Annotated in this window: 16 protein-coding genes; 9 read left to right on the top strand and 7 right to left on the bottom strand. The window is 51.7% G+C overall.

The genetic code is table 11. The annotated features are described in order from the left end of the window. Positions 1–444 precede the first annotated feature (444 nt). Positions 445–1116, bottom strand: coding sequence for a hypothetical protein (locus tag ACI48K_RS23675; RefSeq protein WP_475030104.1), 672 nt, complete (start codon positions 1114–1116; stop codon positions 445–447). Between the two features lie 508 nt (positions 1117–1624). Here ACI48K_RS23675 and ACI48K_RS23670 point away from each other — a divergent pair. The 7 genes from ACI48K_RS23670 to ACI48K_RS23640 all read left to right on the top strand — a co-directional run bounded on the left by ACI48K_RS23670 (position 1625) and on the right by ACI48K_RS23640 (position 6697). After that, the gene (locus ACI48K_RS23670; RefSeq protein ID WP_475030103.1) at positions 1625–1840 is read left to right on the top strand and encodes a hypothetical protein; all 216 of its coding nucleotides are present in this window, start codon (positions 1625–1627) and stop codon (positions 1838–1840) included. 27 nt (positions 1841–1867) lie between these two features. Further along, positions 1868–2581 carry a hypothetical protein gene (locus ACI48K_RS23665; protein WP_475030102.1) on the top strand — a complete coding sequence of 238 codons (714 nt, stop codon included), beginning with the start codon at positions 1868–1870 and terminating at the stop codon, positions 2579–2581. Then, complete coding sequence (locus ACI48K_RS23660) at positions 2578–3774, top strand: glutathionylspermidine synthase family protein (RefSeq protein ID WP_475030101.1); 1197 nt, start codon at positions 2578–2580, stop codon at positions 3772–3774. Before ACI48K_RS23665 ends, ACI48K_RS23660 begins: the two co-directional genes overlap by 4 nt. A gap of 42 nt (positions 3775–3816) precedes the next feature. Next, entirely contained in the window at positions 3817–4452 is a 636-nt protein-coding gene (locus ACI48K_RS23655; protein ID WP_475030106.1) for a signal peptide protein, read from the top strand. Next, entirely contained in the window at positions 4449–4841 is a 393-nt protein-coding gene (locus tag ACI48K_RS23650) for a DUF350 domain-containing protein (protein ID WP_475030100.1), read from the top strand. The genes ACI48K_RS23655 and ACI48K_RS23650 overlap by 4 nt, the downstream gene beginning before the upstream one ends. A gap of 25 nt (positions 4842–4866) precedes the next feature. After that, positions 4867–5883 (top strand): potassium channel family protein, encoded by a 1017-nt coding sequence (locus ACI48K_RS23645; RefSeq protein WP_475030099.1) that lies wholly within the window; start codon positions 4867–4869, stop codon positions 5881–5883. A gap of 589 nt (positions 5884–6472) precedes the next feature. Continuing rightward, positions 6473–6697 (top strand): phage holin, encoded by a 225-nt coding sequence (locus ACI48K_RS23640; RefSeq protein WP_475030098.1) that lies wholly within the window; start codon positions 6473–6475, stop codon positions 6695–6697. Between the two features lie 128 nt (positions 6698–6825). On the opposite strand, the gene ACI48K_RS23635 is transcribed toward ACI48K_RS23640, so the two are convergent. Further along, positions 6826–8031: an MFS transporter gene (locus ACI48K_RS23635; RefSeq protein ID WP_475030105.1), complete on the bottom strand. Its 1206-nt coding sequence runs from the start codon at positions 8029–8031 to the stop codon at positions 6826–6828. A gap of 363 nt (positions 8032–8394) precedes the next feature. Here ACI48K_RS23635 and ACI48K_RS23630 point away from each other — a divergent pair, with 363 nt between their 5' ends. Next, on the top strand, positions 8395–8529 hold the full coding sequence (locus ACI48K_RS23630) for a hypothetical protein (protein ID WP_475030097.1): 135 nt from the start codon (positions 8395–8397) through the stop codon (positions 8527–8529). 72 nt (positions 8530–8601) lie between these two features. Here ACI48K_RS23630 and ACI48K_RS23625 read toward each other — a convergent pair whose 3' ends face one another. Together ACI48K_RS23625 and ACI48K_RS23620 are read right to left on the bottom strand one after the other, a co-directional pair. Continuing rightward, a complete protein-coding gene (locus ACI48K_RS23625) occupies positions 8602–8784 on the bottom strand; it encodes a DUF2524 domain-containing protein (protein WP_475030096.1) in 183 nt (60 codons plus the stop codon). Positions 8785–8860: 76 nt separating this feature from the next. Next, complete coding sequence (locus ACI48K_RS23620; protein ID WP_475030095.1) at positions 8861–9313, bottom strand: MarR family winged helix-turn-helix transcriptional regulator; 453 nt, start codon at positions 9311–9313, stop codon at positions 8861–8863. Positions 9314–9473: 160 nt separating this feature from the next. On the opposite strand from ACI48K_RS23620, the gene ACI48K_RS23615 reads away from it, so the two are divergent. Continuing rightward, a complete protein-coding gene (locus ACI48K_RS23615) occupies positions 9474–9968 on the top strand; it encodes a glutathione peroxidase (RefSeq protein WP_475030094.1) in 495 nt (164 codons plus the stop codon). 86 nt (positions 9969–10054) lie between these two features. Here the strand turns inward: ACI48K_RS23615 and phnE (ACI48K_RS23610) are convergent, their stop codons facing one another. The 3 genes from phnE (ACI48K_RS23610) to phnC are packed head-to-tail and all read right to left on the bottom strand — an operon-like array spanning position 10055 to position 12434. Further along, complete coding sequence (gene phnE / locus ACI48K_RS23610) at positions 10055–10858, bottom strand: phosphonate ABC transporter, permease protein PhnE (RefSeq protein WP_475030093.1); 804 nt, start codon at positions 10856–10858, stop codon at positions 10055–10057. Beyond that, entirely contained in the window at positions 10855–11646 is a 792-nt protein-coding gene (gene phnE / locus ACI48K_RS23605) for a phosphonate ABC transporter, permease protein PhnE (RefSeq protein WP_475030092.1), read from the bottom strand. The genes phnE (ACI48K_RS23610) and phnE (ACI48K_RS23605) overlap by 4 nt, the downstream gene beginning before the upstream one ends. Next, positions 11643–12434 carry a phosphonate ABC transporter ATP-binding protein gene (gene phnC, locus ACI48K_RS23600; protein ID WP_475030091.1) on the bottom strand — a complete coding sequence of 264 codons (792 nt, stop codon included), beginning with the start codon at positions 12432–12434 and terminating at the stop codon, positions 11643–11645. The genes phnE (ACI48K_RS23605) and phnC overlap by 4 nt, the downstream gene beginning before the upstream one ends. Positions 12435–12516 lie beyond the last annotated feature (82 nt).

The following is a 12516-nucleotide window of genomic DNA, read 5'->3' as shown; positions in this document are numbered from 1 at the left end:
TAGCTCTGAAATGGTGGTCTATCACTTCCATTTTAACCTACGGTGTGCGAACAGGGGCTGCCTTTCGTTCATCTTAACTAATTGTGTGCAAGTAAGCCCCGTATTACATCCTGCCTCGAATTAAGATCCTCAAACACTCCTTTCAATCGGGGTTGTCCTAGCCTAGCGGAAGCCTTCATCTTTTTCCTGAGTAAACTAATGCATTAACTGGAAATTCTCCCGCTAATTCGACCCGACTAAGTCCGGAGAAGAAACTAACTGGAAATTCTCCAGCTAAATGAAGCGATTTGACCGAATTCCTGCTTGTACGTCCCAGTTAGCATGAGTTTTTCCAGTTAAGTAGGCGAAAACTCGCAATATTGCTGAATTTAGTGGGAGCTTTTCCCGCTAACATTCATTCTGATGCGCCAAGCTGCTTTCTTTTACTCTTTTTCCGCCAAAATTCTAGTAAAAGTAATCCAACGCCCCGTGAGCCAGCTCATAGCGGACGATCCGCTCCCCATTTCCCCGCAGGGAAGGCCGCATCCAGCCCTTGTCGCACAGCTTTTGCAGCATCAGAACGGCTGTTTTATGGTCAACTTCAAAATGCCGGACGACATCGATCGGTCGTATAGGTCGAGCTAGTTGTAGGGTTAACCGGACGATTTCTTTTTCGGCGAGCAATCCCCGGGAAACCGGCGTACGATCCGGCTGGAACCTGCCCAGTACCATGCGCAACAATGAGATGCTGAGCTCGGGGCGCTGCTCGATATCATCATAAGCAAAGGAAATAACGTTACTTCCCGTGGCATACAGAAAGGTCTCGCGATTCAGTTCATTGCAGTATTTCTGGCGGTCCATGTCCCGAACATGGGTGGCGAAGCCTTTGATTTCGAAGAAAAGCCGCGTATGTCCCGGCAGCCAGGCGAAATCGGCGAAATAAGATCTTCCGCGCCAGTCCAAAATCTCGTATTCGGGATGAAGATCGTCAAAATTCCCACGAATCGGCCACCAGACATTCCGGAGAAACAAAGACTCCGCATGGGTATGCCCTCGCTCCAGTCTTCCTCGGCGTTCTCCCGCTCTTTTGGAAAGATGCTCCTCAATGAATGATTCATGTGCTTTTTCAAACTCCAACCTAACCACATCCTTTCGCAAAATAAAAAACGCCCCGCAAGCCGCTCAACCAGGGCGGTTCGGGACGTTCTTCGTCTTAGATTTAAGTATAATACAAATCTTGGGACAACACTATAAGACGAAATAACTTGGTGCCGAAGAAGTCAAAGGTCGGCGGGTAAAAGGAGGTTACCGGACAGTCTGAGCAAACCGATTTTGTTAATCGAGTGGATCATTTGATCTGAGCAAAGGGATTGACCCTATTGAGAAAATAAGTGTTTAGTTGATCAAACTGCCCCTTCAGTCCCTCACCCAATCTAGTTTTCAGTACAGTAAATGGCATCTCTAGGCTTGTATTTTGTCATTGCCTTTCCTACCGGCAGATCGTATGCTTGGTGGGAAGGTTTCCCATTTACGGACGCGGTGCTGCGCTTAGGCCCCCGGTGGTTTCTTCCTAATCTTTCATGAAACTAACGGTGAGCCGATGCGTATCATTAGATAGTGTTCAATCGGAAAGGATGGAGACCCATTGGAAAATAACATGAGCGTTATTTTGTTCGAAAAAATGCCGGACGGCGAAGTGCGGCAGATCGAGGAGCGCAGTTGGAGCGCCAATATGATCGCGGCCCTGGAGCATGTGAACTACCTTATCGTCGGCACACGCGAGTATGAAACGGTGGAAGGCAGATTAAATGTGGACGAGGGCAAATTGGAGCTTCTGCTCGTTCCGGTTCGGCACGAATAAGGAAAGTTCCGAAAGGAGGAATCCGTTTTGGCACAAGAAGAAAAATCTAAAGAATCCTTGGCATCCAAGCTGTTTACGCCGGAAGGCAAGCCGGTTCGCGTACTGTCAACCTCACTCGGTCTGGCGCTGCTCGCGAATGCTTTTCTGATTCCGGGGGCCGCGACTTCGGCTGCCGGCAGCAGCGCTGCCACAGAAGAACCCAAGCTCGTAGAATGGTCGACGGATGAAGTGAAGCAGTATTTTGACAAAAACATCGATTGGAGCATTCCGCTCCCTGCTTCCGATGAAGATGACAACGGTCAGGCAGGCAGCTCGGGTGGCTCGGAGTCGGGAGGAGCTTCAGGCGGGACAACCGTTGTGAACAACTATGGCGGTTATGGTACCGGCTTCGGCTGGGATGACCTGCTGCTGTATCATTTGTTATTCAACAGCGGAGCCAACTACTCCTCAGCGAGATGGTACGACAGTCATGGCGGTTACTACTCGGGAACGAGCACGCCTTACAAACCTCGCACTTATTCGAACGAAACGTTCCAGAATAAGCGGGTGGCCGGTTCCGTGGTGGCGCCGAAGACCTCGACCTCATCGACGGGGTCGATTACGAGACGTTCTACATCCTCCAAAGCCGGAGGTATCGGCGGCAAGTCCAGCGGACTGGGCTCATCGTCGAGTTCCGGCTCCAGCAAAAGCTCGATTTCCGGTTCGAAATCGGGTTCCAGCAAAGGATTTTTCGGAGGATGACGGGCCGCGTGTTCGAAGTTGCGGGAACTCCAGACCCTCTCCGGGAAGAACGGGTCAAACAGCTGCATGAGCTGGGTTTCACCTGGGCCGATCTGGAGGATGAAGAGTATTGGATCGATCAGATGGCCCTGATGCGCCGGGACGTTTACGACGAACTCGTGCAGGCTTCGTCCAAGATCTGGCGGATTCTTGACAAAGCGGTACGGTACGCGCATCTAAAGCATGATATGTACACCCTTATCGGCATTCCGACGGTTCTATGGGATATGCTTGATATCCTTCCGCTTCCGCCGGAGGGGTTCATCAGCCGGTATGCGAGATTTGATTTTGCGGTTGCGGGCGATGGAACGATCAAGCTGCTTGAGCTGAACGCGGATACGCCTACGGGTTACGTGGAAGCATCGATCGCGACGCCATGGGTATTCAAGCAGGCCGGCTTAACATCTTCCAATGAAGGGATGGCGGAGCAAGTGAAGGCGGCTTGGGGCAAAGAGCGCCCGGACACCGCGGCATGTGTAGCCTATGGAGAACATCTTGAGGACTCCGGAACCATCGAGGCGCTGGTGCGGCACAGCGGACTGGATATCCAGTTCGAGGATTGCCTGGAGCTGTGGGTGGACGAAGGCGTGCTGAAAAGCAAAGACGGACGCGCTATTGAGCGCATGTTCGCCTTGTATCCGAAGGAATGGATGGCGGTGGACGATGCCGGGGAGGCCTTGGCTTATGCGGTGGAGACCGGGCGGCTGACTATGTTCAATGGGCCGCACAGTATTTTGCTGCAGTCCAAGGGTCTGCTTGCCGTCGTTTGGGGACTCTACGAGCTTGGACTCGTGTTTGACGATGAAGAGCGAGAGGCGATTTCCCGCTATATTTTGCCGACTTATAACAAGCCGGTCTTCTCGGGGAGCTTCGTATCCAAATCGATGTTTGGACGGGAAGGCGGCTCGGTGCGTATGTTTGATGCGGAGGGCCAGTTGGAGATAGCGGATCATGAAGGTTTTGACAGCAGTGTGCTGTTTCCTTCGGTGTACCAAAAAAGAGCGGAGCTCGCCAAGATTGAAACCAGCAAAGGGGAGCTTCACCTGCTGACGGGCATGTTTATGATTAACGGAGAGCCGTGCGGGCTGCTTGGCCGGGCCGGCGGGCCGATCACGGGGAATGCCAGTCATTTTATCGCGTTGGGAGTGAAATAAATGAATGTTTACCGAGAAAAAGAGACGGAGGCTGACCGGAGAATGACGGGGAATCGGATGACCAGACGGTTTCTGTGGCTGGCTTTGGCGGGCGTGCTGATGCTTGTGCTTGGTGCCTGTTCGAATCAAAATAGCGTCTTCAGCACCAATCCGAGCGCTGAATCGACGGATTCTACGGCTAGAGTGCCTTGGGATTACCGGGTTGTGGAGACGACCGTCGGCGATTTGGTGGGCAGCGACATGACGATCCTGCCGGACAACGAACTGCTGCCGAACGACGGAAACTATGCGACCGGGCAGCATATTTGGGTGCTCCAATTCATGGATGCCGAACTGACCACCGATGCGAATCAGAAGAACGATATTCGCTTGTCTGCCTGGAGCACGATAAAATCCTACGGCGATCAGGCAACGGCCGATAAGGATCTTTCCGAACTGAAGGTTTCCGTAACGACCGAAGTGGATTTGGTCGGCGTATATAAAACGGAATACCAAGGCAAATCAAGAAATTTTGCCGTGATTGAGCTGCCGACCGGAAACCGAGTGAAACAGCCGATTGACGATGCGCGGTATACAGCGATGTTCAAACAGAAAAAGGCCAACATCGTGCTGGAGGAAGTGCATGATTTTGCCGATTATGATTCGACTTACGCTAAATTTCGGGGGTGGGCCAAATGACGATAGTGGTTAATATTGCGGTGAGCGTCATTGTCATTATTCTGCTGCAGCTGCTGGGGATGTTGATTTTCAGCTGGATGACGCCTTTCAATGATATGGAGGAGCTTAAGAAAGGCAATACGGCGGTTGCGCTGGCTTTTGGCGGGAAATTTCTCGGCACGGCTATTATCATCGGGGTTTCGGCATACACGAACACGTCCATATGGCATATGATGTTATGGTTTGCCGTCGGCTACGTCTGTCTCATAGCATCTTATTGGATATTCGAACTGGTAACGCCCGGCATCAAAATCTCCGATCATTTGAAGCAGGGCAATACGGCCGTCGGGATCTTGTTATGCATGGTATTTATCGGAATGTCTTTTGCCATAAGCAGCCTCATCATTTAAAGAACCTTGGGGAAGGGGCGGGCATGTGCATTTTTTGCTGAGAATCACCACCAAAATGATGCGTTTGCGCAAAACCTCCATCGCTTCAATGATCCTTGGCTTTGTTATCCTGAGCGCTACGATCGCTTATTTGCTGGAGCCGTCCACTTTCATTAGCTGGTTTAACGCGTTCTATTGGGTAATGACAACCATGGCTACTGTGGGTTACGGAGATTATTTTGCGCATACCGTCGTGGGAAAAGCGTTCACGATTTTCCTGTATATCTTCGGAATCGGTCTGCTCAGCTTGGTGATCGGCAAAGTGATCGATTCGATCGGCACGCTTCAAAGGCAGAGAGGGGCGGGAGCATTGAGCTTTCGGGGCGAAAATCATATTGTTCTGATTAATTGGAACAAAAAAGCGGCGGCAGCGGTGGAGGAGATATTGGCCTATTCGCCGAATGCCCAAATCGTAATCATCGACGAATCGGGCCGTCATCCACTGGAGCATTTGCATCAGGTACATTTCGTGAGCGGCGAACCGGCTTCGGATGAAATTTTAGAGATGGCGAATATTTCCCGGGCGAAGGCGGCGATTATTTTTGCGGATGCGCGCATTGAAGAAACATCGCTGATCGACGGTAAGTCGTTGCTGATCGTCTCCAGCATTGAGCGTCTGGCGCCGCATGTACATACAACCGTAGAAATTACACAGGAAAAAAACATTCAGAATTTCCGGTACGTTCAGGTTAATGAATTCGTTCTGTCCTATGATGCAATATCCCGCCTGGCAGTGCGCTCCGCGCTGCAGGAAGGGAATTCTGAGCTCATTCGCCAACTGCTGAGCCGCCAGGAAGGCGATGATATTTATGAGGTCCCGGCGAGAAGCGGATGGAAAACATATCGTGACGCGTTTCAGGACCTGCTCCAGCAAGGCGCAACCCTGCTCGCCGACCGCAGCGACCTTGGCATCAACCGCAAGCTGGATCATCCGATCCCGGCAGAGGCTCGCCTTTATATCGTGTCCGATAAGGCGACGTATCAGCGGATCGTCGGACAATAAAGCCGGTTGTTGCGGCGGCAATATCAACCGGCTTCAAACATTAAACAGCCCTTGCGAGGATTTCGCTAGGGCTGTTTTTTTTACTCTGCGGACGCATCCCGGCTCCGTCATTCCTGGACAGCCTTCCCGTTCACTTCCTGGCTCGCCGCCCCAGTTCAGCGATTCCACTTCAGCCATGCCGGCTCCGGCGCCCCGATTTCGTCACCCCGGACAGCCCCCCCTGATTCCCCGACCCCCGACCTGGTTCAGCGACCTCCGCTCCGCCATCTGAAAGCGCGCCCCCGCTCTAACGGACTCAGGAAGCGCTATTTCAGTAAATTTGGCGATTTAGTACATCTAACGGACTCCAGTGACGTTATTTGCCCGTTTTTACTGCAGAAAGTCCGCTTAAGCTTCAAATAAGCTCATCTGAGTCCGTTAGCTGGGAGACAGTGTGGAAAAAACCAAAATAACGCTGCTCAGATTCGTTAGCTTGGGTCAGGCCCGAAATTAGACCGTGTTGACTGATCAAGTCAGTACAAACCGGGCAAGTTTTGACCCGTTCGCGAATAGACTAGTTGTACCAATCTATTTCGGGGAGGAATTGCCGATGCTTAAGAAGCAGCGCTTTAAAAATTACGGGTTATGGGTCAGTGTCGTTTCGCAGGTACTTTTACTGGTGCAGTTAATCGGTCAGGTCACCGGCGGCTTTGAACTTACGGATATGATGAAGCAGGAAATTTTGACGATCGCCGATGTCGCATTGGGCTTGCTGGCCACGCTGGGGATTCTTTCGAATCCGACAAAGCCGGGAAGCAGTGGATACAACCTGTAATGGGGCATTAGTTAGCCGGAACGGAGGAGTGCCGCCGTTCATCGCCGTTGCCATCACTGCTGTCGTCCACGTTGCTCTCTCCGTTGCCATCGATGCTCCCATAGCCGCCGCCACAGCCGGACAACCCGTCAAAGCAACGCGTTTCTTTTCTTTAAATACCGGTACAAGCACAAGCTGGCCAAAGAACAAAGCAGCGCGCACAGTCCGATAAAGGCATACCCGGCCTGCAGTCCGCGCAGCAAGCCGACCTCGGTGCCCTCTCCCGCGGTAAACCACCGTTTGATGCCGTCAATAATCGCCCCGATCAGGTAGTTGCCAATGACGCTCCCGACCCCCATGAGGGTAACGATAAACGTAATCGCGGTGTCGCTGGCAGAGCGGTATTTCTTGGCGATCAGGGCCATCACGGTCGGATAAACGGGAGCGATTCCTATGCCGGCCGCCGCGAATAACACAGCCCCGGGTTCACCGGCCCAGATCGCCGCAAATGTGCAGATGCCGGAGAATCCCGAAAATAGAATCAGCGATAAGGTGAAGCCGATTTTGTCCGTGACCGGGCCAAGGAACAGCCGGGAAAAGGTAAACATAAGGAAGAAGGCAGACAGCATGCCCGAAGCGCTGGAGGCTTCCCAATGATAGGCCTTCTCCAAAAAGTTAACCAGCCATCCGCCAACCGCAAGCTCCGAAATAACGCCAAACGATAAAATGAGGACTACGAGCCATATCGCCGGATCGCGAACCAACCGGGTCAAAGGTATCCGCGTTTCGTGATGCTCCTCCTGTTTCGGAAAGTGTCCCAGGAACGTAGGAATCATTGGGATGACGGACAGGGACAACATCAGCAGATACATGCCGCGCCAGTCCAGCACATGCCCGCCGATCGTCACGGTCATTAATCCGGAGGCGATCATCGGCGCTACGGTCGAGCTGAGTCCGTAGAAAAAATGGGAAAGGTTCATCATGGTTCCAGTATTGCCAACAAAAATACGTGCCGCCAATACGGCAAGGGCAATCTCCAGCATGCCGTTGCCAATGTACATAAAGAAGTAAGAGCCGGATAGCGCCGGATAATTCCGCGATAGAAAAATAAGCACGCCGGAGGCCGCCATGGCCCCGAAGGCGAGCAGAGTCACCAGCTTGGCTCCCCATTTGCGGATGAGATACGCCGTAAAGGAACAAGCGAGCAAATATCCCAAGGAGTTCAGGGAAAGAAGCGTGCCAAGCTGCATTTCGGTTAGGCCGAAATCGGTCTGAATGCGCGGCATGGCGGGCCCTTTGATATTTTCCGAGAAGCCGAAGACCAGAAATCCGATAAATACGGTAGCGAGCTGCAGGGAATAATTCCGCTTAGCCGAGGGGGTTCCGGTTCGTTCGGCGGCTGTATCTGTTTGCGAATGTTCGTTCAAGTCCAAGGGCCTCCTGAGGATTATGTAAGTATAATTATTGCCGGGCAGAGATCCAAACAGGGACAGCTTATCACAGTTTTCGGCGGTCAGCCAGCAAGAGCGGACGAATGAAAGTCCTTCTTGTTTCCGGAAGGACGGAATATATGTAAAAAAAGTAATAATATGACGGTCCGTTTCCATTCAGTCAGACAAAGGAGAAGGTGAAATGAAAGGTCGTTTATGCACAATTACGATGCTGTGTTTGTTCCTTGGCGATCGGCTGGCTGCCCGTGAGTTCGAGTGCGGCGTCAAATGGCCCTGAGGTACAGCCGGAACGCCGACGTTGCCGCGTATGATCATGGGGTAGAGCATATCATTAAGCTGGCGGATGTTTTGGCGGAGGGCATCATTAAGCAATTTCCCGCAAAGTTTGCGGTCCGTAAATGATGCCGGCCTAGCATCCAAAGCGTCAAAACCCCCTTTGCCGTTTTGGCAGAAGGGGGTTTTGACCTTTTCAAGCTAATGGTGAATGTCGCATTTGTTCATAATAAAGGAGATTTGATTCTCCAGCCGGTTGATTTTTTGCTGTGTCTCATCGTCCTCGGCGCCTAATCCGCGAAGCGAAGCAAGTTCCTGCTTAAGGTTATGCAAATCCTCTCCCGCATGGGCGCAGTCATAGTTGCTTTCGAGGTTATCCAACATCACAGATCCTCCATTCCTTAGGTGGTCTACTCCCCTATTATGGAGGATTCGGCTTAACTTATTCAGCTCGCTAGCATTAATTCGACGGCGAATCCGCCGAACCGATTTTTTGAATAAACGAATTGATTTGCTCCCGCATCGCCAGCACATCGCCTTCGGTAACCCCGGTGTTTTCATATAATCTGAATGGGATGTCGGCAGCCTGCTCCTCCAGAGTCCGGCCTTGCTCCGTCAGCTTAATGTTGACGTTACGCTCATCGGCTTTATCTCGCGTTCTTGTAACCAGGCCCATGGCTTCAAGCTTTTTGAGCAGGGGCGTTAAGGTTCCGGAATCGAGAAACAGCCGGGAGCCCAGTTCTTTGACGGTAATGCCGTCCTGCTCCCACAACACCAGTAAGGTGATGTATTGGGTATAAGTAAGTCCCAGTTCGGACAAAATGGGGCGGTACAGCTTCGTAATTTCCCTGGAACACGTATAAAACGCAAAGCACAGCTGATTGTCCAGCTTAAGCCACTCATTATTTTGCATAATCGTTCACCTGCCATTTCATTGGGTGCAATGAATTTGCTTATTATAGCATTCACCTATTTTGCTCGTCAAAGCCGTTTATATCCATTTGACGCCGTACAATTAATTGTATACAATTTAATTATATCATATTGATTAATATTTAGGGAGGCGGTATTTCATGTCATTGTACGATATTGAAGTAAAAACCATCAAAGGCGAGCAGCAAACGCTCGAGCCTTACCGCGGTAAAGTTCTGTTGATCGTCAATACGGCGACCAAATGCGGGTTTGCTCCGCAATTCAAAGGGCTTCAGCAGCTGCACGATACCTACGAGGATCAAGGGTTTGCCGTGCTGGGCTTCCCCAGCAGCCAATTCGCCAACCAGGAACTGGGAACGGACGAAGAAGTCGCACAGGCGTGCGAACTGAATTTCGGAGTTTCATTCCCGCTGTACTCCAAGATCGACGTCAACGGCAAAAACGCGCATCCGCTGTTCCAGCACCTTACGAAAGAAGCACCTGGAGTGCTTGGCTCCAAGCTGATCAAATGGAATTTTACGAAGTTCCTCGTCGATCAAAATGGCAAGGTGATCAAACGGTTTGCGCCGGCCGAAGAACCTTCCCACATCGAGAGCCACATTAAGGAACTGTTGGCTGCGGGAGCGGCAGTCTGAGTTTATTGCCCGGCAAAGCTGCAAAAAACCTCCATTTCCGCTTGAACCGCGGCGATGGAGGTTTTTGCCGTTCCGGCCAATCAACTTTACACCAATCTTTTGCGCAGTTTTCCCGAGATAACGTCGAGGATGGTGATCATCACGATAATCCCCAGCAGAATGATCCCGACACGGTCCCAGTTGCGGGAACTTAAGGCGAAGATGAGCGGAGTCCCGATCCCTCCGGCCCCAATGATCCCAAGGATGGTTGCAGACCGAAGATTGATCTCGAAGCGATAGAGCGTATAGGATAAAAAGCCGGGAAGCACTTGCGGAATCACGGCAAACCACAGCGTTTGCAAGCGGTTTGCGCCTGATGCGACGAGAGCTTCGGTGGGGCCCTTGTCCATGTTTTCAATTTCCTCGGCGAACAGCTTGCCCAGCATCCCGACGGAATGCACGCCAAGCGCTAGTACGCCCGCAAAGGCGTTTGGACCAACGGCTTTGATGAATATAATGGCCATCACGATTTCCGGGATCGTGCGAACGATGCTCAGTACAACTTTGCCCGTCCCTGAGACCGTCTTAAAGCGGCTCATATTAGAGGAAGCCCAGAAGGCGAACGGGATACAGAGCAGGGCGGAAACGAACGTCCCCAACACGGAGATAGCCAACGTTTCGAGAAGTCCCCTGAGCAAATCCTCTCCATCCGGCAGATAAACATATCCCCAATCCGGTGAGAACAGTCCGGCAAAAATCGCTCTCGTAATTTTTCCCGCGGTTTCTTTGATGCCATCAAACTGGATTCCGTAAAAGGCCCAAACATAGATGAGTATTAACAAAACATATATCAACCAACGGTAGGGATTTTTTTTCGGTTTTTGGACTTTCTCATACCATGGATTCGTCATAATAATTTCTCCCGCAGCTTAGAGCTCGCATAATCGATAATGAGGACAACGGCCAACGTGAACAAAATGATGGTGCACGTTTTGTCGTATTCAAGCAGGCCCAAAGTTTTGTCGTAATAGAGACCGATCCCCCCGGCCCCTACCAGGCCAAGAACGGCTGCCGCCCGAACGTTGATTTCAAAGGCGTAAAGCACATAAGAGATAAAATAAGCCTGAATCTGCGGAACAACGCCGAAAATAATCCTTTGCAGCGAGGTAGCACCAACGGATGTCATCGCTTCAAGCGGTCCATGATCGATGGTCTCAAGCGATTCGTAAGTCAATTTGCCGATCAAGCCAAGCGAAAAAATCGTGAGCGCGAGAATCCCGGGCAGCGGACCAAGGCCAAAAATGGCGACGAAGATGGCGGCCAGCAGCAGGTCGGGAATCGTACGAATCAAGTTCAAAATAAACCGCACCGGCTGGTAGATCCAGACGCTCCGGCTTAAATTGCTCGCGCACAGCAGCGCAAAAGGGACGGCAAGAATCGCGCCGAAGGTCGTTCCGATCAGGGCCATGCGGATCGTTTCAAGCATCGCGTCCACGATATTATCGAAATAACTCCATTTCGGCGGAAACATCTCCCGCAGAAAATCAAGCATATTCGGAGCGCCGGTAATCAGTTTGCTCCAAGAGGCTTCCGTATTTACCGCGCTTCCCCACAGCAACAAAAGAACGATGATAACCGTAAGATAGTGCTTCAGCTTGCTGGGCGGTTTGGGGCGGTTCAGTTCCAGATTCGAGTTCATTGGACAGGCGCCTCCAGCACGGGACGTCTTTCTAGCAGCTCGTCCTGCTCAATTGAGCGGCCGTAAATTTCGGCGAAGCGTTCGTCCGTTGCTTCCGAGACCGGCCCGTCAAAAACGATTTCTCCGGCGCGCAGGCCTATGATCCGGGTGGCGTATTGTCTGGCCAGATCAACAAAGTGGAGATTGACGATCGTCGTGATATCCAGATCGATGTTGATGCGTTTCAGGTCGTCCATGACTTGCTTCGTCGTGAGCGGGTCCAAAGAAGCCACGGGCTCGTCGGCCAGAATGATTTTGGCTTCCTGGGCCAGCACCCGGGCAATCGCAACGCGCTGCTGCTGTCCGCCGGACAATTCGTCGGCTCTTGCGTAAGCTTTTTCCACAATATTAACCCGGTCAAGCGCTTGAAAAGCGAGCTCAAGGTCTTCTTTCGGAAACATGCCGAACAACGTGCGGAGCGTGGAGTGGTAACCCACTCGGCCGGCCAGCACATTGCGGAGCACGGAGGAACGCTTGACCAGGTTAAAGCTCTGGAAAATCATGCCGATGTCCCGGCGAATGGTGCGCAATTCTTTCCCGGAGGCTTTGGTGATGGATTTCCCTTCAATCAGAATATCTCCCTCGGAAATGTCGTGCAGCCGGTTCATGGAACGCAGCAGCGTCGATTTGCCCGCTCCGGACAACCCGACGATCGCCACAAATTCCCCTTTGTCGATCTTCAGATTGATTTGATTCAGCCCTTTGGTCCCGTTCGGGTACGTTTTGGATACATTGCGGAGTTCTATCACGTACGAATCATCCTTTTTGAGAGTTTATCGTAAAAAAGGCATAGCCAGTCACAGTGCCTAGGCACTCCGACTGGCTTGCATC

The sequence above is a fragment of the Paenibacillus terrisolis genome (genome assembly GCF_056171975.1).
The sequence above is the reverse complement of the archived record's forward strand: the minus strand, read 5'-3'. Positions and strand labels throughout refer to the sequence as shown.